Source organism: Piscinibacter sp. PDB1-1, assembly GCF_056675995.1.
On the sequence record NZ_JBWVZJ010000003.1, the window covers coordinates 296,834 to 323,830 of the forward strand.

Sequence of the window (26,997 nt, forward strand, 5' to 3'; positions counted from 1 at the left end):
TCAGCAAACAGGTACGGATCGGTCTTCACGGATGTCGATGCACACGCGCATGCATTCGTCGCCGCCGCCCTCGCGCACGCCGCGGATCGGCGAGCAGGTGGCGTAGTCGAGACCGACAGCTAGGCGCACGTGGCGGTCGTCCATCAGGCAACCGTGGGTGATGTCGATGCTCAGCCAGCGGCCGGCAGCGGGGTCGAGGCACACATCCACCCAGGCGTGGCTCGCCAGGTGGGGTGCGCCGGGTGCATAGAAATAGCCGCTCACGTAGCGTGCCGGCATGCCGTTGGCGCGGCAGGCGGCGATGAACACATGGCTGTGATCCTGGCAGACGCCGTGGCCCAGCGCCCAGGCCTCCTGCGCCGTGGTGCCCACCGTCGTGACGCCTGCCTTGTAGCGCACATGGCTCAGCACGGCCTGGGCCAGCGCCATGCACGAGGCTTCGTTCAGGCCGTCGCCCAGGTGCCGTCTGCCGAGGGCGCGCAGGTCCGCGTCGAAATTCGTGAGGTCCGTCGAGCGCAGGTAGACCTGGGCCGGCACGACCGTGTCCGCGAGCAGCGGAGAGGCATGCGTCTCCACCGTGCCCGCCGCGCGGATGGCGCTCCCCCAGCTGCGCGACACTGCGCTCCAGATGTGCGCGGTATTGCCGAAGCCGTCGCGCTGCTCGAACAGGCGCGCGGGCGCGGTCACGGACCACTGGTGCACCGTCTGGTGGGCGTTGCCCTGGGGCGTCAGGCACAGCGACTGCAGCGCGTACTTCAGAGGCGCGCTGTAGTCGTAGTGGGTCACGTGCTGGATGGTGAGCTTCATCCAAGCCGGACCATTTACGCAGCGACCGGAACCAGAAAGTCGCGGCTGATGCCCACACCCAGCGTGCCCACCCGCTCCAGGAACTGGCTCAGGAAAGCATGCAGCCCAGTGGCAAGAATCTCGTCGATGCGCCCGAAGCGTAGATCAGCCTGCAGGCGCCCTGCCCGGCGCAGCGTGTCGTGCGACTGCTCGTTGGACACGCGCTGCAGGTTCGAGACCACTTCGTCCATGCAGCAGGCCAACGAGCGCGGCATGTCGGTGCGCAGGATCAGCAACTCGGCCACCTTCTCGGGGCGAATGACGTTGCGGTACACCTTGCGGTAGACCTCGAAGCCGGACACCGAGCGCAGGATCGCCGACCAGTGATAGAAGTCGAACTCCTGGTCCTTGCCGGCATTGCCGTTGGCCGCACCGGTGCCAAAGAACTCGTTGGCGACGGCATGGAACTTGACATCGAGCATGCGCGCCGTGTTGTCGGCCCGCTCCAGGAAGCTGCCGATGCGCAGGAAGTGAAAGGCCTCGTCCTGCAACATGGTCCCCACCGTGACGCCGCGCGAGAGATGCGAGCGGAACTTGACCCACTCGAACGCCTCGCCCGGGTCCTTCATGAAGGCCTTGCTGCGCAGCATGCGCTGAAACTCCAGCCAGGTCTGGTTCTGCGTTTCCCACACTTCGGTGGTGAGGGTGCCTCGCACGGCGCGGGCGTTCTCGCGAGCAGCCATCAGGCAGCTGTAGATGCTCGACGGGTTGCGCTCGTCGCTCACCATGTAGTCCATCACTCGCTGGGCAGTGACTTCACCGTAGCGCTCGTTGTAGTCGTGCGTCAGCTCCGAGATGCTCAGCAGGCCCCGCCAGCCGGTTTCGGCCGCATCGGCCGATTGGGGCAGCAGCGCTGTCTGGTAGTTGACGTCGAGCATGCGCGCGGTGTTTTCTGCACGCTCCATGTAGCGGGCCATCCAGAAAAGGTGGTCGGCGGTTCTAGACAGCATCGCTAACTCCTTCTTGTTTTGCAGCACAAACCGTTCGGGCTGAGGTATCGAAGCCCCGCTCCATGTCAGCACCTGCACGGCCCTTCGATACCTCAGGGTGAGCGGTCGTTGGAATGCGTACAGCTTTCATTACGCCTCCAAAACCCACGTGTCCTTTGTACCTCCACCCTGCGACGAATTCACGACGAGCGAGCCTTCCTTCAGCGCCACGCGCGTCAGCCCGCCGGGCACCATCTGCACATCCTTGCCAGACAGCACGAAGGGCCGCAGGTCGATGTGGCGAGGCGCGATGCCGCTCTCGACGAAGGTCGGGCAGGTCGACAGGCTGAGCGTGGGCTGGGCGATGTAGCCGGCGGGATTGGCTTCGAGCGCCTTGCGGAAGTCGGCGATCTCGTCCTTGGTGGCCGCCGGGCCGACGAGCATGCCGTAGCCGCCGGCACCGTGCACTTCTTTCACCACCAATTCGGGCAGGTGGTCGAGCACGTATTTGTAGTCGTCGGCCTCGCGGCACAGGTAGGTGGGCACGTTGTTGAGGATCGGCTTCTCGCCCAGGTAGAACTCGATCATCTTGGGCACGTAGGGGTAGATCGACTTGTCGTCCGCCACGCCGGTGCCGATGGCGTTGGAGAGCGTCACGTTGCCGGCGCGGTACACGCTCAGCAGGCCCGCGCAGCCCAGGGTGGAATCGGGGCGGAAGGCCAGCGGGTCGAGGAAGTCGTCGTCCACGCGCCGGTAGATCACGTCCACCCGCTTCGGGCCTTGCGTGGTGCGCATGTAGACGAAGTTGTCCTTGACGAAGAGGTCTTGCCCCTCGACCAGTTCCACCCCCATCTGCTGCGCGAGAAACGCATGCTCGAAGTAGGCGCTGTTGTACATGCCGGGCGTGAGCACGACCACCGTGGGCTCGTTGACGGACGCAGGCGCCACGCCGCGCAGCATGTCGAGCAGCAGGTCGGGGTAGTGCGCGACAGGCGCCACGCGGTGCTGGCTGAATAGCTCCGGGAAGAGCCGCATCATCATCTTGCGGTTCTCGAGCATGTAGCTCACGCCGCTGGGCACGCGCAGGTTGTCTTCGAGCACGTAATACGAGCCGCTGCCGTCGGGGTTGGCGGCGCGCACGATGTCGATCCCGCTGATGTGCGAGTACACGCCGCCGGGCACGTCGACCCCCATCATCTCGGGCCGGAACTGCGCGTTCTTGAAGATCTGGTCCGCCGGCACGATGCCGGCACGGATGATCTCCTGCTCGTGATAGACGTCGTGGATGAAGCGGTTGAGCGCCGTCACACGCTGAACCAGGCCCTTCTCCATCTCCTTCCATTCGGCCGCGGGGATCACGCGCGGAATCAGGTCGAAAGGAATGAGGCGCTCGGTGCCCGAGCCGTCTTCATCCTTGGCGCCGTACACGGCGAAGGTGATGCCCACGCGGCGAAAGATCATCTCCGCCTCTTCGCGGCGGGAGTGCATCACATCACGGGGCTGCTGTGCGAGCCAGCGGTCGTAGACCCGGTAGTGGTCCCGAACGGTGGTGCTGGTGGCCTGCATCTCGTCGAAGCTGGTCTTCAATGGCGCCTTCATCTGCAAGTCTCCTTGAACGCAACATAGCAAAAACCAGGCCACTCATGCACTATCGTGGAGCAGACGCGGTCTTTGCTTGACCGCCCGCCCACTCGACGTTGAGCCGTGCTCAGGGTACTCCGACCCAGTGGTGCCAATAGCGCAATCGCTGGTCGCGCTCGCAAAAGCCCGCCGCCACCGGTTGCCCTGCAGGCCACGTCCACGCGCCACAGGCAGGGCTCGTGCGCACATCGGCGCCGGCAACTTCAAGGCGCCGGAGCACCTCGGCCACCGGGTGGCCGAAGCGATTGCGATAGCCGGCCTGGATCACGGCCACGGAGGGCTGCACGGCATCCACAAAGGCTGTGGTCGATGACGTACGGCTCCCGTGATGCGCGACCAGCAGCAGATCGGCGCGCAGGGCCTCGGGCTGGGCGGCCACGAGGGCGGCCTCCTGGGCGCGCTCGATGTCACCGGGGAGCAAGGCCACGCCCTGCGGCCCGCTCACCCGCAGCACGCACGACATGGCGTTCGACTTGAGGCTGCGGTCGTAATCGACAGGCTGCGGGTGCAGCAGTTCGAAGCGAACGCCATCCCACTCCCACGCCTGCCCCGCCTCGCAGCGCGCGGCGTTCGCCACCAGCGCGCGAACCGGATGGGCGTCTTCGAGCGAGCTGATCAGCTCCGACACCGGCAGCCGTTTCATCACGGCCTGCGCGCCGCCCACGTGGTCGAGGTCGCGGTGGCTGATCAGCAGGCGGTCGATGCGGGTCTCACCGCGCGCCTGCAACCAAGGGACCAACACACGCTGGCCGGCATCGCTGTCGGCCCCGTACTGCGGGCCGGTGTCGTACAAGAGAAGATGCCTGGCCGTTCGCACCAGCACGGCAGTGCCCTGCCCTACATCGGCCGCCACCATCTCGAAGGCACCCTGCGCCGGCAGCTCGCGCACCGGCAACAGCAAAGGCATCAGCAAGGGTATCGAGAGCAAACGCAGACGCCACGGCAGCGGCATCACCATCAACAGCCCTGCGATCAGCCCGGCGATCTGCGCCCAGGCGGGCGCCACGGGAGCCAGCCACACCGCGCCCGGCCATTGCGCCAGCCAGCCGAGCCCCGCCGCCAGACACTGTTCGACCCACGCCCCCAGCCACCAGATAGGCGCCCACAGCACGCCCAGCAACGCCAGGGGCGTGAGGCAGAGCGTGACCACCGGGATCGCCACGAGGTTGGCCGCAAACCCCACGACCGAAATCTGCTGAAAGAACACCAACGTCAGGGGTGCCAGCCCGAAGGTGGCCACCACCTGCGTGCGCAAGCCGCCTTTCACTGATGAAAAAGCGCCACGCCACCACCCCTTCAGCGAGCTATCGACACGCTCAGACCCTCGGTGTGCGGGCTCGGACGCCATCAGCAAGCCCACGGCCACGAACGACAACCAGAACCCCGGCTGGAGCAGCGCCCACGGGTCGAGCGCGCTCACGACGAATGCTGCAGCGAGCAAGATCAGCTGCCACGGCCAGCGTCGGCCCAGAAGCTGCAACGCCGTCACTGTCGCGAGCATCCAGACCGTGCGCTGTGCAGGCACGCCCCAGCCCGAGAACACGGCGTACCCCGCCGCGGCCAACAACCCGCCCCAGCGCCCCGCCACATGCGCCGGCACCAGCAGCGCGGCCCACGCGCTGCGCCGCCACAGCGCCACCACCACGCAGCCGGCCAGCCACGCGAACATCGTCACGTGCAGGCCACTGATGCTCATGAGGTGGGCCACCCCGGTGTCACGGAACAGCTCCCAATCCTGGCGCTCGATGGCCGACTGGTCGCCCGCGGCCAGCGCTGCCAGCACACCCGCGGCGCACCGGTCAGGCACGGTCTTGTCGATGGCGTCGCGCACGCGCTGGCGCAAGCGGTCGACCGGCCGCCCTGCGGTGGCGTCCAGCAGTTCGGGTTGGATATCGTCCTTGTCGCGCACCGAGCCGGTGGCACGCAAGCCCTGTTCGAACAGGTAGAGCTCGTAGTCGAAGCCATGCGGGTTCAGATTGCCGTGGGGTTGCCGCAATCGCGCGACGAAGCGCCAGCGCTGTCCCGCACGCAGACTTTGCTGTGCCTGGCTGAGCTCGCCCGGCTCATTCCAGCCCACGTACCACGCCATCGAGACCCGCGCGGGTACGTCAACCGCTGCACCGCCGTGCGTCGCCCCCTCGATCTCGAAGGGAAAACGCAGGCCTCTCTCCGACGCCTGCGGCAGTCCAGCCACCACACCGACCAGAACGAGGTCTTCGCCCTCCAGCGAGGCCGGCACGGACTGGGCCACGCGCTCACTGGCACGCCAGCCCGCAGCGCCCGCGCCAATGGCCAGCGCGGCCGCCATCGCGAGCGGCCACAGCCGCGGCCGCCACCACGCCAGCGCGGCACAGGCGCAGCCCATCAACAGGCTCAGCTGATAGGCCCACAACGGCAGCAGATCGCGCTCCTGCAACTGAAGCGCCACGCCGGCAAGCCACGCCAAACCCATGCCGGCCAAGCGCCAACCAGGTTCCTTTCCTCCCATGGGTGCAGTGTAGGATTTGCGCCTCTCTGACCGATGGGTGCCGGCATGTCCGTATACGAGCGTTTGAAGTCCCTGGGTATCGAGCTGCCCCCGCTGTCGATACCGGTCGCCGCCTATGTGCCTTTCGTCCAGACGGGCAAGCTCGTCTTCCTGTCCGGCCACATCGCCAAGCGCGATGGCAAGCCCTGGGTCGGCCAGCTCGGGCGCGACACCGACACCGCCACCGGTAAGCTGGCCGCGCGCGCCGTCGCCATCGATCTGTTGGGCACCTTGCACGCGGCAGTCGGCAACCTCGACAAGGTCACGCGCATCGTCAAGCTGACGAGCCTGGTCAACAGCGCACCCGACTACACCGAACACCACCTCGTGACCAACGGCTGCTCCGAGCTGTTCGGTGAGGTGTTTGGCGACAAGGGAAAGCACGCACGCGCCGCTTTCGGCGTGGCGCAGATCCCGCTGGGTGCCTGTGTCGAGATCGACCTGATCGCCGAAATCGAATGAAAGCCCTGCTTCAACGCCCCGGCCTCATGCTGGCCGGCATCGCCGCGCTCAGCCTCGCCGCCGTCGGCGCTGCACTGGTATCGCAGCACGTCTACGGCATGGACCCGTGCCCGTGGTGCATCCTGCAACGGCTGATCTTCATCGTGATCGCACTGGCCTGCCTGGTCGGCCTCGCCTCCAGGCGGGCAGCCGCCGGGCTGGTGCTGCTGCTGTCCTTGTGCGGCGTGGCGGCGGCCCTCTGGCAGCACTTCAAGGCGGCCGCCTCGTCGTCGTGCGCCATGACGGTAGCCGACAACATCGTGTCTGCGCTCAAGCTCGACAGCCTTTGGCCAGATGTCTTCCTGCCTCGGGCGAGCTGCGCGGACGCAGCCGTGAACCTGTTCGGCGTGCCATACGACTTCTACAGCCTGGCGCTGTTCATGGTGATCGGTCTCGCCTCTGCCGCGATCGTCAGCCGCGGGGCGCGCGGCTGAGCTACCCCGGCGCGCGCTCGCGCGCCTGTCAGCACAGGTGTGCACCACATCGCTCGGGTTATCGACCAATATGCGTCTCAGCGGGCTAAGCTCGCGAGAACGGTCTGGCCTTGCAAGGAGTACGCACCATGATGTGGCACTGGAACTCTCTCTGGGCGCCCGCGCCCGGTGACCCACCCGCGATCGACGATCCCCACCTGTGGCGCTCGCCCTGGAGTGCCGAGCAAGTGATGGCACTGCAGATGCGCAGCTGGGAGGCGGCTTTGTCCACCTTCCATTCGTGGTGGAGCATGCTGCTTCCCACCGTACCGCTCGTGACCAGTTGGACCGACCCGGGCTGGGTCACGCCCGAGGCCGATCCGGCCGCAGCCGTGGGCATAGAACCCTTGGCCAAGCCGACCGAAACGGCCGCGCCCGCCAAAGTGGCCGTACCGCGCAAACGCCCCTCGGCCGCACCGAAACGAAGTACCACTCAGGCGCGCAAGCGCTGAGCGAGGGCGGCGCTGAACACGCCGCGCTCGCGCGGAGCATTCTTGCTTCGCCTCGCGGTGAATTGTTTTTCCGGCGACGACTCAGTCGAAGTTCTGGGCGAGCGAGCGCGTGATCTTGGGCGCCTCGCTGCCCACGTGAAGAGCGAGACGTCGCTCTCGCAGCGCCACGTCGTAGGCCGTCACGCGATCGAAACGCCGCAGGTGCTCGATCCACGATTCGTCGAGCATGTGTTCCACGTAACGGCCGGGCACGGCGGCGTCGCGGAACACCTCGCACGAGAGCGCTCCCTGGCGCAGGCGGCTGCTTCGCGTCTCACGCATCACGGCCATGAACTCATCGGCACGCGCCGGGTCGATGAAGTACTCGATCATCGTCAGCACCGGGCCATCGTGCCCCACCACGCTCGCGGGCATCTCGGGGGCCTTCCACGCGCTCGACGGGCTGAGATCTTCGTCGTCCAGCGCACGCCGCGGGCTGTAGCGAAAGACCAGCAACATCAGCACCAGCCCACCGATCGCCGCGACGACCAGGCTCGTGCGCACGCTGCTGAGCGTGGCCACCTGGCCCCAGAGCGCCGCGCCAATGCCACCACCGCCCATCAAGGCCATCTGGTAGACCGACATGCCTCGAGCACGCACCCAATTGGGCAGCGCCAACTGCGCAGACACCGACAGCGAGTTGGCCACCGAGATGACCGCTACACCGTTGAGCATGAGCGCCGGAGAGGCCACATACACATTTGGCGCGAAGGCCACCACCAGCATCGAGGCGGCCTGCAGCAGCGTGCCGTTGCGCACCAGTGCATCGCCGTGCATGCGCCGCTGGATGCGCGGCATCATCAAGGCCGCCGCCACGGCGCCAAAACCCATCGAGGCGAGCAGCAGCGTGAAGGTGCCCGCGCCCCCGCCCACCATGTTCTTGGCGACCAGGGGCAGCAGCGAGGTGAGCGCAATGGCCTGCAAGAAGAACGCAGTGATGCGCGACAACACGGCATGCATGGCCTGCGACTGACGCACATAGGTGAGGCCGACCCGAATCGCACCGAAAAACCGCTCGGCTGGCAAGGCGCTCGTTCTGGGTTCGGTCTTCCAGCGCATGATGACGAAGCCGCAGATCACTGACAGCACCGCGTTCAGCGCGAACACATAGGCGCTGCCCAGCCCTGCGATCAGCGCACCGGCGAGGATGGGCCCGAAGATGCGCGACGTGTTCATCGCAATCCCGTTCAGCGCCAGCGCCAACGGCAGCTGCGGCTTCGGGATCAACTCCGGGATCACCGCCGAGAACACCGGCCAACGCATCGCAAAGCCGATGCCGTTGGCGAACGTGAGCAACAGCAGCAAGGGCGCGACCATCTGCCCGCTGAGCGTGACCAGGCACATCAGCACGCCGACCGTGGCCACCCAGAACTGCGTGAAGATGAAGTACTTGCGGCGGTCGAGGATGTCGGCCAGCGCACCGCTCGGCACACCGAGAAAGAACACCGGCAGCGTCGAGGCTGACTGCACCAGCGCCACCATCACCGGAGAGGTGGTCAGCGAGGTCATCATCCAGGCCGCCGCCACGTCGTTCATCCACATGCAGATGTTCGCCGTGAGCCAGCAGCCCCAAAGCATGCGGAACACCGGCTGGCGCAGCGGCGCCCACGGCGATTGCAGAGGGGCTGGGCTGGCCGTGGATGATGTGCCGGTCACACGCTTGTCTCCGTTCTTCGATGCCACTCGAGTGCCGCTGGCCACTCGGCCGGACGTATCGACGGCCCGCTCCGGCCGTGCAAGGGTTCGGTACCTCAGCCGGAGCGGATTGATTCGAAAGCCTACCCCGCCGCCAAAACCCGTTGCGGCTTCATGCCCAGATCGACCAGCTTGCCCTTGCGCGCGCGCTTGCCGGCGTAGACCGCCAGCGCAGCGCCCTTGAGGTCTTCTTCCTTCGGCTTGCCAGCGCGGCCGGTGCCGAGCACCTTGATCGCCTGCGCGCAGGGGGTGACCGACACCAGCGGATCTTTCTCGTCCACGTCCATCAAGGTGAGGCCTCGCCCGCCCTTGGGCTGCAGCTTTAGTTCGTCGAGCTTGAACACCAGCAGACGCCCGCTCAGCGAGAGGCACGCCACCTGTCCATGCGTCGGGGCGATCGGTGTGGGCGGCAGCACCTTGTCGGTCGACTCCAGCGTGAGGAAGCTCTTGCCCCCCTTTTGGCGGCTGATCATGTCGCCCACCTGGGCCAGCAGCCCGAAGCCGCCGGTGTTGGCCAGCAGCAGCGGTGTCGCGGCGGCGGCTGCAAAGTAGTGGAGCGGTTGCGTGCCGCTTTCAAGATCAATGAGTGTAGTGATGGGCTGACCATCGCCACGCCCGCCCGGCAGTTGCGCCACGGTGGTCGAGTAAACCCGGCCGTTGGTGCCGAACACGAGCAGGGCATCGACCGTGCGACAAGGGAACACACCGTAGAGGCCATCGCCTGCCTTGAATGCCAGCGCGCCCGCTTCGATCTCGTGGCCCTTGAGCGCCCTCACCCAACCTTTCAGGCTCACCACCACAGTGACGGGTTCGTCGACGACCTTGATCTCGGCAACCGCTTTCTTCTCGGCCTGGATGAGCGTGCGGCGGTCGTCACCGTGCTGCTTCGCATCGGCTTCGATCTCCTTGATGATCGTGCGGCGCAGCGTGGCGGGGCTGTTGAGAATGTCCTCCAGCTTGGCCTGTTCGTCGCGAAGGTTCGACAACTCCTGCTCGATCTTGATCGCCTCCAGCCGCGCCAGTTGGCGCAGGCGGATCTCGAGGATGTCTTCGGCCTGGATGTTCGTGAGCTTGAAGCGGTCGATCAGCGCCTGCTTCGGCTCGTCCGAGTGCCGGATGATGCGGATCACCTCATCGATGTTGAGCAGCACCAGTTGCCGCCCCTCGAGGATGTGGATGCGCGCCAGCACCTTGTCGAGACGGTATTGCGAACGGCGCTGAACCGTCTCGGCGCGGAAGGCCACCCACTCGGTGAGCATCTGGCGCAGGCTCTTTTGCGTCGGCCGGCCGTCGGCTCCGATCATGGTCAGGTTGATCGACACCGAGTTTTCGAGGCTCGTGTGCGCAAGCAGCGTGGTGATGAGTTCCTGCTGCTCGATGCGGCTGGTCTTGGGCTCGAAGACGAGCCGCACGGGCGCGTCCTTGCTCGATTCGTCCCGTACCGCATCGAGCACGGAAAGAACGGTGTTCTTGAGCTGCACCTGCTCGGCAGCGAGGGCCTTCTTGCCAGCCTTGACCTTCGGGTTGGTCAGCTCCTCGATCTCTTCGAGCACTTTCTGCGCGCTCGTGCCGGGCGGGAGCTCGTTCACCACCAACTGCCACTGGCCGCGCGCGAGGTCTTCGATCTTCCAGCGGGCGCGCAGCTTCAGGCTTCCGCGGCCGGTTGCATAGGCAGAGCGGATGTCGGCTGCGTCGCTGATGATCTGCCCACCGCCCGCGAAGTCCGGGCCGGGGATGAGCGTGAGCAGTTCATCGTCGGTGAGCTTGTCGTTGCGGATCAAGGCAACGGCCGCGGCCGCCACCTCGCGCAAGTTGTGCGAGGGCACCTCCGTCGCCAGGCCCACGGCAATGCCGCTTGCGCCATTGAGCAGGACGAAGGGCAACCGTGCCGGCAGTTGCCGTGGCTCTTCGGTCGAACCGTCGTAGTTGGGGACGAAGTCGACCGTGCCTTCATCGAGCTCGTCGAGCAGCAATCGGGAGATCGGTGCGAGGCGCGCCTCGGTGTAGCGCATGGCTGCTGCGCCATCGCCGTCACGCGAGCCGAAGTTGCCCTGCCCGTCGATGAGGGGGTAGCGCTGCGAGAAGTCTTGCGCCATGCGCACCAGGGCGTCATAGGCGGCCTGGTCGCTGTGGGGGTGAAAGCGCCCCAGCACGTCACCGACGACTCGCGCGCTCTTCATGGGCTTGGCGCCCGACGCGCCGGTGAAGCTCAGACCCAGCCGCTCCATTGCAAACAGGATCCGCCGCTGCACCGGCTTCTGGCCGTCGCACACATCGGGCAAGGCGCGGCCCTTCACCACGCTCAGCGCGTACTCCAGGTACGCGCGCTCGGCATAGTGCGCGAGGGTGATCGCGTCGCCGCTGTCTTCAGTCTCAGTGGTCATCGTCATTCAAGGATTCAATCTATTCAAGGCGTGAGCGCCGCGTCCACGGCGCCATGCATCTGCAGCTGTTTGGCGCCCTGGGCCAGGTTGTTCTGCATCTGGGCCCAATACAACTCGAGCACGAGTTGCACGTGCGCCTGAGTCTCGGCGATGGGCGGCATGCCCCCGCCGTGCTTCATCACCGTGCCCGCACCCGCATTCCAGGCGGCCAGCGCCACATCGGTGCGGCCGAAGCGCCGGATCAGCTGCGAGAGCATCCGTGCGCCCGTCAGGATGTTCGTGCGCGGGTCATGCAAGCGCCGGGCGTGCTCGGCACGCGCTTCGCGTGTGTCGCCCAGCGGCATGATCTGCATCAAACCGACCGCTCCGCGGGGCGACACGGCACCCGGCACGAAGCCCGATTCGACCGCGATGATGGCCTTGAGCAACTCGATGTCGACACCGTGCTGCCGAGCCGCGTCGCGCAGGACAGCCTGCAGCGACTTGACCTCGGGCGCGAACTCCAGCCAGGTCAGCAGGCCTCTTGCACCATCGGTCTTGCCCGGCACCCGTGCCTCACCACTCGCGCTGCCCAGCACCAGGCGGTAGCGCGAATCGAGCTGTCTCTGGGCCACGTGGGCCACTCCGCTGCCATCCACGTAGCCCCAGAGTTCCGCATGTGCGGCCACAGGGGCTGCAAGGAGTGCCAGCCGAAGAACCCACGCGAGGGTCTGCGCCGCGCGAGCCCTCACACGTCGACCTCGATGTCGTTGCCGTGCAGCTCCATCAGATCGCGGCGCGCCTGGGCTTCGCCCTTGCCCATCAGCTTGGTGAGCGAGTCGGTCGTCGCACCGAAGTCGAGCAGGCCGAACGCGACCTGCAGCAGACGGCGCGTGTCAGGGTTGAGCGTGGTGTCCCACAGCTGCTCGGCGTTCATCTCGCCCAGCCCCTTGAATCGGCTGATGGACCACGAGTTGTCGCGCGCGCCTTCCTTGCTCAACTTGTCGAGCGTGGCGGCAAGCTCGCCTTCGTCCAGCGCGTAGATCTTGGCGGCGGGCTTCTTGCCGCGCGCTGGCGCGTCCACGCGGAACAGGGGCGGCTTGGCGATGTAGATGTTTCCGCGCTCCACCAGTTTCGGGAAGTGCCGGAAGAAGAGCGTCAGCAACAGCACCTGGATGTGCGAACCGTCGACGTCGGCATCCGACAGGATGCAGATCTTGCCGTAGCGCAAGCCCGTGAGGTCGACCTCATCGTTCGGGCCGTGCGGATCGACGCCGATCGCCACCGAGATGTCGTGGATTTCGTTGTTGGCGAAGAGCCGGTCGCGTTCGACCTCCCAGGCGTTGAGCACCTTGCCGCGCAGCGGCAGGATGGCCTGGGTCTCCTTGTTGCGCCCCATCTTGGCGCTGCCGCCTGCCGAGTCACCCTCGACGAGAAACAATTCATTCAACCCGAGGTCGCGGCTCTCGCAGTCGGTCAGCTTGCCAGGCAGCACGGCCACGCCCGAGCCCTTGCGCTTCTCGACCTTCTGGCTCGCACGTTGACGCGTCTGCGCCTGCTTGATCACCAGCTCGGCCAGCTTCTTGCCGAGGTCGACATGCTGGTTCAGCCAGAGTTCGAGCGAGGGCTTCACGTAGGTCGAGACCAGGCGCAACGCATCGCGGCTGTTCAACCGCTCCTTGATCTGGCCCTGGAACTGTGGGTCGAGCACCTTGGCACTCAGCACGAAGCTCGCCCGCGAGAACACGTCTTCTGGCATCAGCTTCACGCCCTTGGGCAACAGGCTGTGCAACTCGATGAAGCCCTTGACTGCACCGAATAGCCCGTCCTTCAGGCCCGACTCGTGCGTGCCGCCGTTCACGGTGGGTATCAGGTTCACGTAGCTCTCGCGCATCGGCGAGCCTTCCTCGGTAAACGCCACGCACCAAGCGGCACCCTCGCCCTCGGCGAAGTTCTCGGTCTCCGCGCCATCGGCGTAGTGCTCGCCCTCGAAGAGCGGGATCACGGGGTCGGCCGTGATGGTCTGCATGAGGTAGTCGCGCAGGCCCCCCTTGTAGACCCAGCTCAGGACTTCGCCGTTCTTCTCGGTCGTGAGCGTGACACTCACCCCGGGCATCAGCACCGCCTTGCTTCGTAGCAGATGAACCAGCTCGGCCTTGGGGAAATCGGCGCTCTCGAAGTACTTGGCATCGGGCCAAGCGCGTACCGAGGTGCCCGACTTGCGATCGGCGTTCGTCGCCTTGCGCACCTTCAAGGGCTCGATCACGTCGCCGCCCGAGAACACGATGGCGGCCACCTGGCCCTCGCGCCACACCGTCACTTCGAGGCGCTTGGCCAGCGCGTTGGTCACGCTCACGCCCACGCCGTGAAGCCCGCCCGAGAAGCTGTAGGCACCGCCCGAACCCTTGTCGAACTTGCCTCCCGCGTGCAGCCGCGTGTAGACGATCTCGATCACCGGCACCTTCTCTTCCGGGTGCAGGCCGAACGGGATGCCTCGACCATCGTCCTGAACGCTCACCGAGCCGTCGTTGTGCAGGGTGACGTCGATTCGCTTGCCGTGACCCGCCAGCGCCTCGTCGGCCGCGTTGTCGATGACTTCCTGAATAATGTGCAGCGGGTTGTCGGTGCGGGTGTACATGCCCGGCCGTTGTTTCACGGGCTCGAGCCCCTTGAGAACGCGGATCGACGACTCGCCGTAGGAGTTGCTGGGTTTGGTGGCCATAGGCGGGGAATTCTAGGCACATCACCTCTCGTGACATCCTTCACACCCCTCGGCGAGATAAGACACCAGTGCACAAGTCTCCAGGCATGCCACATGCCCCTGACTGAGCACGGCGCGGGGCGATCCGCTAGATTGCGCGCGATGAACGCCGCGCCCGCCCACGCCCCCCTTTCGATGAAACAGGTGCTGTTGTGCGGCGCCATGATCGTTACGCTGTCGATGGGCATCCGCCACGGCTTCGGCCTGTGGTTGCAACCGATCACCATGGACCGCGGCTGGTCGCGCGAGACCTTTGCGTTTGCGCTCGCGGTGCAAAACCTTGCCTGGGGTCTGGCCGGGCCCTTCGCCGGCATGCTGGCCGATCGCTTCGGCGCCTTCCGCGTACTCGTGGTCGGCAGCCTGCTCTACGCCGGCGGGCTGGTGCTGATGGCGCTGTCGACCTCGGGCCTCGCGTTCACCGGCAGCGCCGGGCTGGTGCTGGGTCTGGCGCAATCGGGAACCACCTACGCCATCGTCTACGGCGTCATCGGCCGCAACGTGCCTGCCGAGAAGCGAAGCTGGGCGATGGGCGTGGCGGCGGCCGCCGGCTCGTTCGGCCAGTTCCTGATGGTGCCGGTGGAGAACTGGCTCATCGGCAGCTTTGGATGGCAGAACGCCCTCTTCCTGCTGGGCTGCCTGGCCCTTGCCATCGCGCCGCTCGCGTGGGGCATGAAGGAGCCCAGCGCGAACCAATCAACGAGCGCCGCGCAGCAGAGCATCGGCAGCGCCCTGCGCGAAGCCTTCGGCTACCCGAGCTTCCAGTTGCTGATGGCCGGCTACTTCGTGTGCGGTTTTCAGGTCGTGTTCATCGGCGTTCACATGCCCAGCTACCTGAAGGACCACGGGCTCACGCCGAACGCGGCCACCACCGCGCTGGCGCTCATCGGGCTGTTCAACGTGTTCGGCACCTACGTGGCCGGCACATTAGGCGAGCGCATGCCCAAGCGCTACATCCTGTCGACCATCTACGCGCTGCGATCCGTGGCGATCGTGGTCTTTCTCAGCGTGCCGCTCACGCCATGGAGCGTCTATATCTTCGCGTCGGTCATGGGCTTTCTCTGGCTCTCGACCGTGCCACCCACCAACGCGGTGATCGCACAGATCTTCGGTGTGCGCTACATGTCGATGCTCGGCGGCTTCGTGTTCCTGAGCCACCAGGTCGGGTCCTTCCTGGGCGTGTGGCTCGGCGGCAAGTTGTATGACGCCACCGGCAGCTACGACGTCGTCTGGTGGATCGCCGTGGCGCTGGGGGTGTTCGCCGCCATCGTCAACCTGCCTGTACGCGAGGCCGCCATCGTGCGGCCAGGCACCCAGGCGGCCTGAACCATGCGCCGGCGGGTGTTTGCCTGGGTGGCCTGCACAGCAGTGTTGCTGGCAGTATTCGCCGCGTACCTGAGGCCCGACCTGGCCTTCACCCTCGCCAACCAGCTCTGGAACTGCTTCTGAGATGAATTCGATCGTGATCACCGGCGCCTCGGAAGGCATCGGCGCGGAGATGGCTCGCCAGTGGGCGGCACGCGGCAAGGCTGGCACGGCGCTGGTCCTTGCAGCACGCAACGTGGAGCGGCTCGAAGCCGTCGCGACGGAATGCCGCGCGTTTGGCAGCCAGGTCCTGGTTCAGCGATGCGACGTGGGCGTGCAGGCCGATTGCATCGCGCTGATCGGCGCCGCCGTTGAAGCGTTCGGCCGCATCGACACACTCGTCAACAACGCGGGCATGTCGGCGCAAGCGTTGTTCAGCGAAGTGTCCGACCTCGCCTGGTACGAGACCCTGATGCGAATCAACCACTGGGGCAGCGTGTGGTGCACCCATGCCGCGCTGCCTCACCTGAAGGCATCGCGCGGGCGCCTCGTGGGCGTCAGCAGCCTGGCTGGGCTGGTGGGCGTGCCGGGCCGCACGGCCTACAGCGGCACCAAGTTCGCCATGACGGGCTTTTTCGAGGCCTTGCGGGTGGAGCTCGCATCGGCCGGCGTGAGCGTCACCCTGGCCTACCCTGGCGTGGTGGCCACCGACATTCGCTACCGTGGCTACAACGCACAAGGCCAAGCAGCCGGGCGCAGCGGCCTCGACGAGCGAGGGGCCATGAGTGTCGAAACCTGTGCGCGTCTCATCATCGACGGCACCGAGGCCCGAAGGCGGGACATCGTCATGACGGCGCAGGGCAAGCTCGGCCGCTGGATCAAGCTGATCGCGCCGGGGCTGGTCGACAAGCTGGCACTCAAGGCCCTCAACCAGCACGCCCGACCGCAATGAGCCTGCCGGCATCGGAGTGGGTTCGGCGCTGGTCGCATCTCGTGCCCGAAGGCGGCTCGGTGCTCGACGTCGCCTGTGGGTCGGGTCGACACGTGCGATGGTTCGCAGGGCGCGGGCACCGCGTCACGGGCGTCGACCGTGACGCAGCAGCCACCGAGCCTCTGCACGGCACGGCCGAGATCATCCTGGCCGACATCGAGGGCGGCCCCTGGCCGCTTGCCGGCCGGCGCTTCGATGCGGTCATCGTGACCAACTATCTTTGGCGCGCCCTCTTCCCGAACCTGCTTGCCAGCCTGAACGACGGCGGCGTGCTGGTCTACGAAACCTTTGCCAGCGGCAACCAGACTGTCGGCAAGCCCTCGAATCCCGACTTTTTGCTCCAAAACGGGGAACTGTTGCACCTGGCCGACGGACTGAGGGTCGTGGCCTATGAGGACGGTTTTCTGGACGCCCCGGAACGCTTCGTCCAGCGCCTCGTGGCGGTCCGTCCGAAAGGGGCAGAGACTTCCGCGCCTAGACACGCGCTGGCCCCGAGGTCAGGCCCATCGGGGCGGCTAAAATCCGCCGATTCCGAGGAACCCGCATGAAACCCATTGTTGGCAGCATCGTTGCGCTGATCACGCCGATGCACGAAGACGGCAGCGTCGACTATGACGCGCTGCGCCGCCTGATCGACTGGCACATCGCCGAGGGCACCGACTGCATCGGCGTGGTCGGCACGACGGGCGAGTCGCCCACAGTGTCGGTCGAAGAGCACTGCGAGATCATTCGCATTGCCGTCGAGCAGGCCGCCGGCCGCGTGCCCATCATGGCCGGCACGGGCGGCAACTCGACCCGCGAAGCCATCGAACTCTCGGCCTACGCCAAGAAGGTCGGCGCCGATTGCACGCTGTCGGTCGTGCCGTACTACAACAAGCCGTCGCAAGAAGGCATCTACGCGCACTTCAAGGCGATCGCCGAGGCCGTCGACGTGCCGATGGTCCTGTACAACGTGCCCGGCCGTACCGTGGCCGACATGCTGCCCGAGACCACCCTGCGACTGGCCAGCGTCCCGGGTGTGATCGGTGTCAAGGAAGCCACGGGCAACATCGAGCGCGCATGCACGCTGATCAAGAACGCCCCCAAGGGCTTCTCGATCTATTCGGGAGACGACCCGACCGCCGTGGCCCTGATGCTGCTTGGCGGGCACGGCAACGTGAGCGTCACCGCGAACGTCGCGCCGCGCGCCATGCACCAGCTGTGCAAGGCGGCAATCGCAGGCAAATCGAAGGAAGCCGCCGAGATCCACCTGAAGCTGCTGCCCCTGCACAAGAACCTGTTCGTCGAATCCAGCCCCACGCCCACCAAATGGGCGATGTCGCGCCTGAGTCTGTGCGGCGCCACCGTGCGCCTGCCGATCCTCCCTCTCACCTCTTCCGGCCAGCAGGTCGTGGAACAAGCGCTGCGGGAGTCGGGTCTGCTGTGAGTCAGTGGCGCCGGCCCGCATTGGCCTGGTGCCTCCCCTCTGCACCCCGCCCGCCAGGCAGCCTCTCGGGGCTGCCCCCTACGGAGACTTTCAAACGTGACTCGCCCCCCTCTTCGGTTCACCCTCAACGCGAGCGCGGCCGTCATCGCGCTGGCATCGCTAGTCGCCTGCTCGACAGTCGACGATATCGCCTCTGGTGGCAAGGTCGATTACCGCGCCGCCAAGACCAAGCCCACGCCGCTGGACGTTCCGCCTGACCTGTCGCAGCTGGCCGTGGACCCGCGCTACGCACCGCAAGCCGGTGTCATCAGCGCCGCAGCGCTTCAGGCCTCCGGTGTACCCAGCGCAGGCGCGGCACCCGTGGCCGCGCCCACCGCCACGGCCGCCGTCGCCCCGATAGCGCCGACCACAGTCGCCGCTTCGCCGACGAGCTCGAGCTCCGTCGCACCTACGTCCGTGGGCGAAGTGCGCATCGTTTCGCAAGGCGGTCTGCGCTACCTCAGCACGCCGCTCAGCGCCGAACAACTGTGGCCGCAACTCGAAGCGTTCTGGAAGGAACGCGGGCTGACGCTCTCCGTGGATCAGCCAGAGCTGGGCGTCATGGAAACGGAATGGGCCGAGAACCGCGTCAAGCTGCCTGAAGACGTCATCCGCCGCACGTTGGGCAAGGTCTTCGATTCCCTCTACTCGACTGGCGAGCGCGACAAGTACCGCACCCGCGTCGAACGCAGCGACCGCGGGACCGACATCTATATCGCGCACCGCGGCCTCGAAGAGGTCTACACGAGCCAACTCAAGGACAACACCACCTGGAAGGCACGCCCGAGCGACCCGTCGCTCGAAGGCGAAATGCTCGCGCGCCTGATGATCAAGCTCGGCGTCAAGGATGAAGCCGCGCGCGCGGCAGTGGCCGCATCTACCACGGCTGCCCCGGGAACCACGGCAGCCACCATCGCACCGGCCAGAGCGCGCGTCGTCCAGGGCCAGGCCGCGGCCACGCTCCAGCTCGACGAAAGCTTCGATCGCGCCTGGCGCCGCATCGGCCTCGCGCTCGACCGCAGCGGGTTCACCGTCGAAGACCGCGACCGCGCACAGGGCCTGTACTACGTGCGCTACGTCGACCCGGCCGAGGCGGGCAAGGAAGAGCCCGGGTTCTGGAGCCGCACGTTCGGCTCCGGCAAGAAGCTCGCCGGCCCGATCAAGTACCGTGTGGCGGTCAAGGGTGACGGCAACGCCAGCACGGCGTCTGTCTACGATGCCCAGGGCAACCCCGAGAACGGTGACGCCGGCAAGCGCATCGTCCAGATCCTCGTTGACGATCTGAAATGACGTCGGAGCGCATCACCCCATGATGCGCTTCTGTAGCCTGGGCAGTGGCAGCACGGGCAACGCCACGCTCATCGAGGCGCGCAGCGACAGCACAGTCACCCGCGTGCTCGTCGACTGCGGCTTTTCCTTGCGGGAACTCGATCGCCGGCTGGCGCGCATCGGATTGGCATGCACCGACATCGATGCCCTGTTCGTGACCCACGAGCATGGCGATCACGTCGGGTGTGCCCTCACGCTGGCCCGACGCCACCACGTCAGGCTGTGGACCAGCCGCGGCACGTGGCGGGCCATCGGCGAGCCCGATCTGCCCGAAGGCGTGCTTCACTTTGCGCGCGACGTGGAGGAGATCACGGTCGGCGACGTCACCCTGATGCCCTATACGGTGCCACACGATGCCAACGAGCCTTTGCAGCTGTGCGTCGCTGACGGCGCCTCCCGCCTGGGCGTACTCACCGACGCCGGCTCGATCACGCCTCACCTGCTGGCGCACCTGCAAGCTTGCGACGCCCTGCTGCTGGAGTGCAACCATGATCGGCAAATGCTCGCGACATCGTCCTACCCGGCGTCGCTGAAGGCGCGCATCGGTGGTCGGCTTGGCCACCTGGCCAACGACACTGCAGCCGAGATCCTTGCCGCATGCCGGCACGGCGGGCTCAGGCATCTGGTCGCCGCCCACCTCAGCGAATCGAACAACCGTCCGCACCTGGCGCAGGCCGCACTTGCAGGCGCCATGGGCTGCGGTTCAGACGATGTACTGGTGGCCGATCCGCGCGTGGGCTTCGGCTGGCTGGACGTTCGCTAGCTCGGGACCACGACGCACCTGAGATGCGCCCATGAAAAAACCGCCCGAAGGCGGCTTTTCGAATCGGAGTGAATCCGATTACTTGGAAGCAGCAGCGGCAACGGCCGAAGCAGCAGCGTCCACAGCCGAAGCAGCAGCTTCAGCGCCCGAAGCGGCAGCTGCGGTGGCCGAGGCAGCGGCATCAGCAACCGGAGCGACGGCCGAAGCAGCAGCGGCTTCAACTGCAGCGGTGGGTGCAGGAGCAGGAGCAGCCTCTTCCGGCTTCTTGCCGCAAGCGGCCAGAGCAACGGTAGCGACCAGGGATGCCAACAGAAGCGACTTGTTCATATTTTTCCTCAGTGAAAGGTTCAGACAATTACCGGCAATTGTGGGAACCCTCCGTCCTGGCAGATCCCCATCGATTCAAGACGCGGAGAGCTCGAGCATCTCCTGCGCCTAGCCCGCGATTATAGCCAGAGGCCTAGGGTACTCCCTAGAGCCCCAAGGTGGTCACCGGGAAGGATTCTTCCGAGCGTTGCAACAGGGCGTCGATATCGTCGCGAATCCTGATCGCATCGGCAGGGTCGTAGGAGAGCGTGGCACGGAAATGCTCCGCATCGAGCACGCGCAAACTCATGCGCTCTGGCACAAGAAACATGCCTCTCAGTTTGCCTGCGTCGTCATCAGCGAGCGCGCGGCACTCCACGACATGGGCCCAATGGCGACGCCACTCGACCCAGCGCACATGGAGCCGCGGGAACTCTTCGAAGCCTTGCGCCAGCACCACCAGCTTGCGATGCGCATACGCCCAGGTCGACAGGTTCTCGATCACGGCACGCTCACCCAGAGGCCAATCAGCAAAGCTCGGATCGGCAATGAAAACCTCGCGACAACCCCACTCCGTGATGCGCGCAAAGGCCTCGCGCACTGCATCCTGAAACTCGCTGCGCGAAGTGATGATGCGAGGCTCGGGAAACTCACTGCTCATGGGCTCGCTCCGTCAGCTCATGGATCACAGGCGTGGAGCCAGCCGGCTTGCGCCCATTGATCGATTAATTCTCGAGCACCTTGACTGACCTTGGCAAACTGCGCCGCGGTCATCGCGCGCTCGTCGGCAAGGTGCCTCATCAATCGCGCATCGCGGCCTGCGGCCCGAAAGGACTCGCCGTTGATGAACACATGCCGGTCGTCGTAGAGCATGCGGGTGCGCCGGTCCAGGCGCACACCTTGCCCGACAACGAGCGATTGGCCAGCATCGAACCAGACCTGCGGCTTGGGGTCGCTGAGCGCCTCGCCGAGCGCGCAGGCCAGCGCGTCCGGCTCGGCCATCCAACGCGCCACCTCTTTGCTGACGAAAGCGTGAAGCGCATCGGGGATGCGGCCGGGCTCTTCGGTCGCATCCTGCTTCGGATCGCGGTACAAGGGGTCCGGGTCAGGCAGATCGGTTGCGTCGAGCATGCGCTGCAGCACCTCATTGCGCATCTCGCCGCGCCCCGCCGCACGAAAGCCGATCGACGCCGTCATGCATTCGCCCTCAGCCACCCCGTCGTGCGCCCAGCCCGGCGGCAAGTACAGCATGTCGCCGGGTTCGAGAAGCCACTCCTGCTCGGGCTCGAAGTGCCGCAAGATCTTCAGCGGGACACCGGGCAAGAACTCGGTGTCGCCGGGTGCCGCGATGCGCCAACGCCGCTTGCCCTGCAACTGCAGCAAGAAGACGTCGTAAGAGTCGACGTGCGGGCCGACGCCGCCGCCATCGCTGGCCCACGAGACCATCAGGTCATCGAGCCTGGCGTCTGGCACGAAGCGAAACCGCGACAACAACTCGTGCGCGGCATCGAGGTGCGTGTCGAGCCCCTGCACCAGCAAGGTCCAATTGCGTTGTGCCACGGGTGGCAACGCTCGCCGGGCGAGCGGGCCTTGGCGCAGTGTCCAGGTCTTGTTCTGTCGCACCACGAGACGCGACTCGACTTCTTCGCGCGAAGCGAGCTCGAACAACTGGGCACGGCTCGCCAGTGGCGCGGCAACAGGCAGCGCCTGGCGGATCAGCAGAGGTCGCTTTTGCCAATGACGGCGCATGAATTGCTGTGGGCTCAAGCCACCCAGCAGCGGTGTCGGCGAAGTGATCGTCATGGGGTGATTGTGCGATCATTGTTCGATGTTGATTTCATCTCCCTGCGTCGTCAGCCTCACCTGGCGACTCGAAGACGCCCAAGGCGAACTCATCGACGAACTCGACGCACCCGTCGAGTTTTTCTTTGGTGGGAACGACCTGCTCGCCAAGGTCGAAGAGGCGCTCGACGGGCAAGAAGCCGGCTTCGAAACCAAGCTGCACCTGGAACCCGAGCACGCCTTCGGGGAGTACGACCCCGCCATGGTCTTCTTCGAGGCGCGATCCATCTTCGGCGAACAGGTGGAACCGGGCATGCAGTTCGATGGCCCGCCTGACGGCGCCACCACCACCGGCCTTTCTCCCGACGTGATCTATACCGTCACCGAGGTCTACCCCGAGCACGTGGTACTCGATGGCAACCATCCGCTGGCCGGCATCGCGTTGCGGCTCGACGTGAAGGTGCGCGATGTGCGCGAAGCCACCGAGGCCGAGATCGAAGCCGGCAGCGTGAGCGACGCCGGCATCAGCGTGATGAGCACTGCCCCCGGCAGCTCACAACTTCACTGAGCCGGGCGCAGCGTTTCTGGCGTTGTCACCGGCCCCTTGCCACTGAAGCGGTCGAGGTAGAGGTAGATCACCGGCGTGATGTAGAGCGTGATGGCCTGCGAGAACAGCAGGCCGCCCACCACCGCCAGGCCCAGCGGCTGGCGCAACTCGGCGCCGGCACCCAAACCTAGCGCGATCGGCAGCGCACCCATCAGCGCGGCCAGCGTGGTCATCATGATGGGCCGGAAGCGCAGCACGCAGGCCTCGCGAATGGCCTCTGCAGGCGCGGTGCCGTGGCTGCGCTGGGTGTCGAGCGCAAAGTCGATCATCATGATCGCGTTCTTCTTCACGATGCCGATCAGAAGCAAGATGCCGATGGTGGCGATCAGCGTGAGATCCTGGTTGAAGAGCTTGAGCATCAGCAAGGCGCCCACCGCCGCCGAAGGCAAACCCGCCAGAATGGTGATCGGGTGGATGTAGCTCTCGTAGAGCACGCCCAGCAGCACGTAGATCACCAGCAGCGCGGCGATGATCAACACCACTTGGCTGCCCTGTGAGCTTTTGAAGACGGCTGCATCGCCGCCGTACGTGGTGATCACCGAGCTGGGCAGGCTGATCTCTTCACGCACCTTCTCGATGCGAGCCGTGGCGTCACCCAACGCAGCGCCAGGTGCGAGGTTGAACGACACCGTCACCGCCTGCAGTTGACCCACATGGTTCACCGATGTCGGCCCGACGCTGCGCTCGACGGTCGCGAAGCTGATGAGCGGCACCAGCGCACCCGTATTCGATCGCACGTAGATGCTGCCGAAGGCGCGCTCGTCCTGCTTGGCCTCGGGCGCGACTTCCATGATCACCTGGTAGCTGTCGACCGGCGTGTAGATGGTCGAGACCTGCCGCTCTCCGAAGGCGCTGAACAAGGCGGAGCGTACGGCTTCGATCGACACGCCCAGCGTGTTGGCGCGGTCGCGGTCGATCTTGAGGCTGGCCTGCAATCCGCGCAGTTGCGAATCGCTGGTCACATCGCGGAACAAGGGGTCGACGCGCAGCTTCTCTTGCACCTTGGCGGCCCAGTCGCTCAGCTCGTCGGCCTTCACGCTTTGCAAGATGTATTGGTACTGGCTCTTGCTCGGCCGCCCGCCCAGCTGCAAGTTCTGCACGGGGCTCAAGAAGACCGTGATGCCCGGCACCTCGCGCATCTTCTTGCGCAGCCCTTCGACCACCTGCTTCATCGGCGCGCGCTCGCCGCGGGGTTTCAGGTTGACGAACATGCGCCCGGTGTTCTGCGCGCCGCTGCCGCCGTTGATGGAGTTGACCGTAGCCACATTGGGGTCGGCGAGCACGATGGCGGCCACGCGATCCTGCAGCTTCACCATCGCCGGGAACGAGGTGTCTTCGGCGGCCTCGGTCGTCACGCGCAACTGCCCGATGTCTTCTTCAGGGAAAAACCCCTTGGGGATGGCCACGAACAGCACGGCCGTGGCCACGAAGGTGAGCAGGGCCACCATCAGCACCGCGAAGCGATGGCGCAGCGCCACGTCGAGTGAGCGTGTGTAGCCGCGCAGCACGGCGTCGAAGCCGCGCTCGAAGGACCGCACCAGTGCGCCGGGCGGCTTCTTGTGGGCGTCGTCGGTCAAGAAGCGGCTGGCCAGCATCGGCACCAAGGTCAGGGAGACGAAGGCCGAGACCACGATGGCCAGCGACACGATCACCGCAAACTCATGGAACAGCAGGCCGATCACGCCCGGCATGAAGAAGATCGGTATGAACACCGCCACCAGCGAAGTCGAGATCGAGATGATGGTGAAGCCCACCTCGCGCGAGCCGCGCAGGGCGGCCTGGAAGGGCGGCATGCCGTCTTCGACGTGGCGCATGATGTTCTCCAGCATCACGATCGCGTCGTCGACCACCAGCCCCACTGCCAGCGTGAGGCCGAGCAGCGAGATGTTGTCGATGGTGTAGCCGAAGCCCCACAGCAAGGCCACCGCGCCGATCAGCGACACCGGCAACGACAAAGTGGGAATCACCGTCGCCACAAAGCGCCGCAAGAACAGAAAGATCACCAGCACCACCAGCACGATCGTGCCCATCAGCGTGAGGTTCACGTCGTGCAGGGCCTCGCGAATGGACGACGAGCGGTCGTTAAGCAGCGACACCTTGACCGACTGCGGCAGCTGAGACTGAAACCCCGGCAATGCGTTGCGCACCGCATCGACCACCTTCACGGTATTGGCGTCGGGCTGGCGCTGCACGGCCAGCGTGATCGAGCTCTCGCCGTTGAAGTTGGCCGATGTCTTGACGGTCTCGAAGCTGTCCTCGACCTGCGCCACATCCCGCAGCCGCACCGGGTTGCCGCCTCTGTTGCTGACGATCAGGTCGGCAAACTCGGCCGCGTTGCGCAGCTGCCGGTTGGCCTGGAGCGTGAGCGTCTGGCGCGCGCCTTCCAGCGTGCCGACCGGCGTGTTGGCGTTGGCCGCGCTCAAGGCACTGGTCAGCTCGTCGAGGCTGATATTGCGCGCGGCGAGCGACTCGGGCCGCACCTGCACGCGCACGGCGTAGCGCTTCTGGCCATAGATGTTGACCTGGGCCACGCCTTCGAGCGTGGAGAGGCTGGGCGAGATCAGGTGCTCGGCGAAATCGTTGAGGTCTGACAGGCCCAGCGACGGCGAGGTCAGCGACATCAGCAGAACAGGCGCATCGGCCGGGTTGACCTTGCGATACGAGGGCGGCGAAGTCATGTCCTGCGGCAGCGCACGCGTGGCGCGCAGCAAGGCGGCCTGCACATCGACGGCGGCCACGTCGATGTCGCGCGCTTCGTCGAACTCGAGCGTCAGCGAGGTCGAGCCAAGCGTGCTGCTGGAGCTGATGACCTTGAGGCCGGGGATGGTGGAGAACTGCTTCTCCAGCGGCAACGCCACCGAGGTCGCCATGGTGTCGGGGCTGGCCCCGGGCAGGCTGGCCGAGACGTTGATCACCGGCGTGTTGTAGCTGGGAAGCGCTGCCACCGGGATGCGGCTGTAGGCGATCACCCCGGCCACCACGATGGCGGCGTTGAGCAGCACGGTCATCACCGGGCGGCGAATGAACAGCTCGGAGAGATTCATCGCGAGGCCACCGATGCCGCGACCGAAGCAGACGGAGCGCCACGTTCAATGACATTGCCACCCGGGCGCACGTTTTCGCGGCCGTCGAGCACGATGCGCTCGCCCGCCCGCAGCCCGGTGACCACGACGTCATTGCCCACGGTCTCCAGCACCTCGACCGCGCGCGTCGCGGCTTTGCTGTCTCCACCCACCACATAGACCGTCTTGCCACGCGAGCCCTGAATGATGGCTGCCTGAGGTACGGTGATCGCCCCCTTGAGCGTGCGCACCGCCATCGAGACATTGACGTACGCGCCGGGCCAGAGTTTCTCGTCGCGGTTGTCGAAAACGGCTTTCACTTTGACCGTCCCTGAGCCCGCATCGACCAGGTTGTCGACGAACTGCAGCTTTCCTACAAGCGAGCCGCGGCCTTCGGGCAGCAGCGCGGTCACGCGGCCACCACCGGCACGCAGGGTCTGCAAGGCATCGTCGAGGTTGCGTTGCGGCAGACTGAAGCTCACGGCCATGGGGTCGATCTGGGTGATGGTGACAAGGGGCGCACCGCCCGGCTGCACGTAGCTGCCAGCAAACACGTTGATCGCGCCGGCTCGCCCGGCTGTGGTGGCCACGATCCGGCTGAAGCCCAGGCTCACCAGCGCCGCCTCGACGGCCGCGCGATCGGACGCCACGACAGCGTTGGCCGATTCGACCAGGGTACGGTTGGTATCGACGGCACCCTGCGAGATGAAGTTCTGCTCGAAGAGCTCGCGGCTGCGTTCGAACTGCCGCTTGGCATCGGCCAGCGTTGCCATGTCCTTGGCGAGTTGAGCCCGGGCCTGTGTGACCTTGACCTGATCGGCACGCCCATCGAGCGTGAACAAGAGCGCGCCGGCCTTCACGAACTGTCCTTCGCGAATGTGCACCTGGGTGACGGTGCTCGCCACCTGCGGGCGCACCTCGACGCTATTGAGGGCACTCACGGTGCCCGTGGCTTCGAGCGTGACCTCCACATCGCGCTGCACCGCCTGCACCAGGCTCACGCTGACCGGCGCGGCCGCCACCGGCTCACCCTTGCCGGCTGTCTTGCCGCAGCCTCCCAAGGCAACACCCACACCCACGGCCGCTGCAACCACAGCCCACCAACGCACCGACTTCTTGTTCATCCAGTTCTCACTCATGGCTCTCTCGCGAGCATGCCATCG

Annotated in this window: 22 protein-coding genes; 10 read left to right on the forward strand and 12 right to left on the reverse strand. The window is 66.1% G+C overall.

Annotated elements, in window-relative coordinates; all coding sequences use genetic code 11:
• The 4 genes from AC1KAR_RS17300 to AC1KAR_RS17315 form a co-directional block, all read right to left on the reverse strand.
• Positions 1–807: a transglutaminase family protein gene (locus tag AC1KAR_RS17300; RefSeq protein ID WP_480319935.1), complete on the reverse strand. Its 807-nt coding sequence runs from the start codon at positions 805–807 to the stop codon at positions 1–3.
• A gap of 14 nt (positions 808–821) precedes the next feature.
• Positions 822–1,796 carry an alpha-E domain-containing protein gene (locus AC1KAR_RS17305; RefSeq protein ID WP_480319937.1) on the reverse strand — a complete coding sequence of 325 codons (975 nt, stop codon included), beginning with the start codon at positions 1,794–1,796 and terminating at the stop codon, positions 822–824.
• Positions 1,797–1,925: 129 nt separating this feature from the next.
• The gene (locus tag AC1KAR_RS17310) at positions 1,926–3,374 is read right to left on the reverse strand and encodes a circularly permuted type 2 ATP-grasp protein (RefSeq protein WP_480319938.1); all 1,449 of its coding nucleotides are present in this window, start codon (positions 3,372–3,374) and stop codon (positions 1,926–1,928) included.
• 109 nt (positions 3,375–3,483) lie between these two features.
• Complete coding sequence (locus tag AC1KAR_RS17315) at positions 3,484–5,904, reverse strand: DNA internalization-related competence protein ComEC/Rec2 (RefSeq protein ID WP_480319940.1); 2,421 nt, start codon at positions 5,902–5,904, stop codon at positions 3,484–3,486.
• 45 nt (positions 5,905–5,949) lie between these two features.
• On the opposite strand from AC1KAR_RS17315, the gene AC1KAR_RS17320 reads away from it, so the two are divergent.
• From AC1KAR_RS17320 to AC1KAR_RS17330, 3 genes are all read left to right on the forward strand, one after another.
• Entirely contained in the window at positions 5,950–6,405 is a 456-nt protein-coding gene (locus AC1KAR_RS17320) for a RidA family protein (RefSeq protein ID WP_480319942.1), read from the forward strand.
• The gene (locus tag AC1KAR_RS17325) at positions 6,402–6,878 is read left to right on the forward strand and encodes a disulfide bond formation protein B (protein WP_480319944.1); all 477 of its coding nucleotides are present in this window, start codon (positions 6,402–6,404) and stop codon (positions 6,876–6,878) included. The genes AC1KAR_RS17320 and AC1KAR_RS17325 overlap by 4 nt, the downstream gene beginning before the upstream one ends.
• A gap of 128 nt (positions 6,879–7,006) precedes the next feature.
• Positions 7,007–7,369 carry a hypothetical protein gene (locus tag AC1KAR_RS17330; protein ID WP_480319946.1) on the forward strand — a complete coding sequence of 121 codons (363 nt, stop codon included), beginning with the start codon at positions 7,007–7,009 and terminating at the stop codon, positions 7,367–7,369.
• Positions 7,370–7,450: 81 nt separating this feature from the next.
• Here AC1KAR_RS17330 and AC1KAR_RS17335 read toward each other — a convergent pair whose 3' ends face one another.
• The 4 genes from AC1KAR_RS17335 to AC1KAR_RS17350 all read right to left on the reverse strand — a co-directional run bounded on the left by AC1KAR_RS17335 (position 7,451) and on the right by AC1KAR_RS17350 (position 14,188).
• Entirely contained in the window at positions 7,451–9,064 is a 1,614-nt protein-coding gene (locus AC1KAR_RS17335) for an MFS transporter (protein ID WP_480319948.1), read from the reverse strand.
• Between the two features lie 122 nt (positions 9,065–9,186).
• On the reverse strand, positions 9,187–11,493 hold the full coding sequence (gene parC, locus AC1KAR_RS17340; protein ID WP_480319949.1) for a DNA topoisomerase IV subunit A: 2,307 nt from the start codon (positions 11,491–11,493) through the stop codon (positions 9,187–9,189).
• A gap of 17 nt (positions 11,494–11,510) precedes the next feature.
• Complete coding sequence (locus AC1KAR_RS17345) at positions 11,511–12,101, reverse strand: lytic transglycosylase domain-containing protein (protein WP_480319952.1); 591 nt, start codon at positions 12,099–12,101, stop codon at positions 11,511–11,513.
• 113 nt (positions 12,102–12,214) lie between these two features.
• Positions 12,215–14,188, reverse strand: coding sequence for a DNA topoisomerase IV subunit B (locus AC1KAR_RS17350; protein WP_480319954.1), 1,974 nt, complete (start codon positions 14,186–14,188; stop codon positions 12,215–12,217).
• 174 nt (positions 14,189–14,362) lie between these two features.
• On the opposite strand from AC1KAR_RS17350, the gene AC1KAR_RS17355 reads away from it, so the two are divergent.
• From AC1KAR_RS17355 to AC1KAR_RS17380, 6 genes are all read left to right on the forward strand, one after another.
• Entirely contained in the window at positions 14,363–15,550 is a 1,188-nt protein-coding gene (locus AC1KAR_RS17355) for an MFS transporter (RefSeq protein ID WP_480319956.1), read from the forward strand.
• A 124-nt stretch (positions 15,551–15,674) separates the two neighbouring features.
• Positions 15,675–16,481 carry an SDR family oxidoreductase gene (locus AC1KAR_RS17360; RefSeq protein WP_480319958.1) on the forward strand — a complete coding sequence of 269 codons (807 nt, stop codon included), beginning with the start codon at positions 15,675–15,677 and terminating at the stop codon, positions 16,479–16,481.
• Positions 16,478–17,068 carry a class I SAM-dependent methyltransferase gene (locus tag AC1KAR_RS17365; protein WP_480319960.1) on the forward strand — a complete coding sequence of 197 codons (591 nt, stop codon included), beginning with the start codon at positions 16,478–16,480 and terminating at the stop codon, positions 17,066–17,068. Before AC1KAR_RS17360 ends, AC1KAR_RS17365 begins: the two co-directional genes overlap by 4 nt.
• Entirely contained in the window at positions 17,065–17,946 is an 882-nt protein-coding gene (gene dapA, locus AC1KAR_RS17370) for a 4-hydroxy-tetrahydrodipicolinate synthase (RefSeq protein ID WP_480319962.1), read from the forward strand. The genes AC1KAR_RS17365 and dapA overlap by 4 nt, the downstream gene beginning before the upstream one ends.
• A 96-nt stretch (positions 17,947–18,042) precedes the next feature.
• Positions 18,043–19,275, forward strand: coding sequence for an outer membrane protein assembly factor BamC (gene bamC, locus AC1KAR_RS17375; protein WP_480319964.1), 1,233 nt, complete (start codon positions 18,043–18,045; stop codon positions 19,273–19,275).
• A 22-nt stretch (positions 19,276–19,297) separates the two neighbouring features.
• Positions 19,298–20,077 carry an MBL fold metallo-hydrolase gene (locus tag AC1KAR_RS17380; protein ID WP_480320766.1) on the forward strand — a complete coding sequence of 260 codons (780 nt, stop codon included), beginning with the start codon at positions 19,298–19,300 and terminating at the stop codon, positions 20,075–20,077.
• Positions 20,078–20,549: 472 nt separating this feature from the next.
• On the opposite strand, the gene AC1KAR_RS17385 is transcribed toward AC1KAR_RS17380, so the two are convergent.
• The gene (locus tag AC1KAR_RS17385) at positions 20,550–20,984 is read right to left on the reverse strand and encodes a hypothetical protein (protein WP_480319966.1); all 435 of its coding nucleotides are present in this window, start codon (positions 20,982–20,984) and stop codon (positions 20,550–20,552) included.
• A 77-nt stretch (positions 20,985–21,061) separates the two neighbouring features.
• Entirely contained in the window at positions 21,062–22,186 is a 1,125-nt protein-coding gene (locus AC1KAR_RS17390; RefSeq protein ID WP_480319968.1) for a JmjC domain-containing protein, read from the reverse strand.
• A 25-nt stretch (positions 22,187–22,211) separates the two neighbouring features.
• On the opposite strand from AC1KAR_RS17390, the gene AC1KAR_RS17395 reads away from it, so the two are divergent.
• Positions 22,212–22,733 carry an FKBP-type peptidyl-prolyl cis-trans isomerase gene (locus AC1KAR_RS17395; RefSeq protein WP_480319970.1) on the forward strand — a complete coding sequence of 174 codons (522 nt, stop codon included), beginning with the start codon at positions 22,212–22,214 and terminating at the stop codon, positions 22,731–22,733.
• On the opposite strand, the gene AC1KAR_RS17400 is transcribed toward AC1KAR_RS17395, so the two are convergent.
• Together AC1KAR_RS17400 and AC1KAR_RS17405 are read right to left on the reverse strand one after the other, a co-directional pair.
• Positions 22,727–25,816, reverse strand: a complete 3,090-nt coding sequence (locus AC1KAR_RS17400; protein WP_480319972.1) for an efflux RND transporter permease subunit — start codon at positions 25,814–25,816, stop codon at positions 22,727–22,729. The two genes, AC1KAR_RS17395 and AC1KAR_RS17400, sit on opposite strands and share 7 nt — an antisense overlap.
• Positions 25,813–26,973, reverse strand: a complete 1,161-nt coding sequence (locus AC1KAR_RS17405) for an efflux RND transporter periplasmic adaptor subunit (protein WP_480319974.1) — start codon at positions 26,971–26,973, stop codon at positions 25,813–25,815. Before AC1KAR_RS17405 ends, AC1KAR_RS17400 begins: the two co-directional genes overlap by 4 nt.
• Positions 26,974–26,997: the final 24 nt, after the last annotated feature.

Excerpts from the sequence above, each read along its gene's own strand:
- AC1KAR_RS17300 (WP_480319935.1), bottom strand. The coding sequence starts at position 807 with ATGAAGCTCACCATCCAGCACGTGACCCACTACGACTACAGCGCGCCT.
- AC1KAR_RS17305 (WP_480319937.1), bottom strand. The coding sequence starts at position 1,796 with ATGCTGTCTAGAACCGCCGACCACCTTTTCTGGATGGCCCGCTACATG.
- AC1KAR_RS17310 (WP_480319938.1), bottom strand. The coding sequence starts at position 3,374 with ATGAAGGCGCCATTGAAGACCAGCTTCGACGAGATGCAGGCCACCAGC.
- AC1KAR_RS17315 (WP_480319940.1), bottom strand. The coding sequence starts at position 5,904 with ATGGGAGGAAAGGAACCTGGTTGGCGCTTGGCCGGCATGGGTTTGGCG.
- AC1KAR_RS17320 (WP_480319942.1), top strand. The coding sequence starts at position 5,950 with ATGTCCGTATACGAGCGTTTGAAGTCCCTGGGTATCGAGCTGCCCCCG.
- AC1KAR_RS17325 (WP_480319944.1), top strand. The coding sequence starts at position 6,402 with ATGAAAGCCCTGCTTCAACGCCCCGGCCTCATGCTGGCCGGCATCGCC.
- AC1KAR_RS17330 (WP_480319946.1), top strand. The coding sequence starts at position 7,007 with ATGATGTGGCACTGGAACTCTCTCTGGGCGCCCGCGCCCGGTGACCCA.
- parC (WP_480319949.1), bottom strand. The coding sequence starts at position 11,493 with ATGACGATGACCACTGAGACTGAAGACAGCGGCGACGCGATCACCCTC.
- AC1KAR_RS17350 (WP_480319954.1), bottom strand. The coding sequence starts at position 14,188 with ATGGCCACCAAACCCAGCAACTCCTACGGCGAGTCGTCGATCCGCGTT.
- AC1KAR_RS17355 (WP_480319956.1), top strand. The coding sequence starts at position 14,363 with ATGAAACAGGTGCTGTTGTGCGGCGCCATGATCGTTACGCTGTCGATG.
- AC1KAR_RS17360 (WP_480319958.1), top strand. The coding sequence starts at position 15,675 with ATGAATTCGATCGTGATCACCGGCGCCTCGGAAGGCATCGGCGCGGAG.
- AC1KAR_RS17365 (WP_480319960.1), top strand. The coding sequence starts at position 16,478 with ATGAGCCTGCCGGCATCGGAGTGGGTTCGGCGCTGGTCGCATCTCGTG.
- dapA (WP_480319962.1), top strand. The coding sequence starts at position 17,065 with ATGAAACCCATTGTTGGCAGCATCGTTGCGCTGATCACGCCGATGCAC.
- AC1KAR_RS17380 (WP_480320766.1), top strand. The coding sequence starts at position 19,298 with ATGCGCTTCTGTAGCCTGGGCAGTGGCAGCACGGGCAACGCCACGCTC.
- AC1KAR_RS17390 (WP_480319968.1), bottom strand. The coding sequence starts at position 22,186 with ATGACGATCACTTCGCCGACACCGCTGCTGGGTGGCTTGAGCCCACAG.
- AC1KAR_RS17395 (WP_480319970.1), top strand. The coding sequence starts at position 22,212 with ATGTTGATTTCATCTCCCTGCGTCGTCAGCCTCACCTGGCGACTCGAA.
- AC1KAR_RS17400 (WP_480319972.1), bottom strand. The coding sequence starts at position 25,816 with ATGAATCTCTCCGAGCTGTTCATTCGCCGCCCGGTGATGACCGTGCTG.
- AC1KAR_RS17405 (WP_480319974.1), bottom strand. The coding sequence starts at position 26,973 with ATGAGTGAGAACTGGATGAACAAGAAGTCGGTGCGTTGGTGGGCTGTG.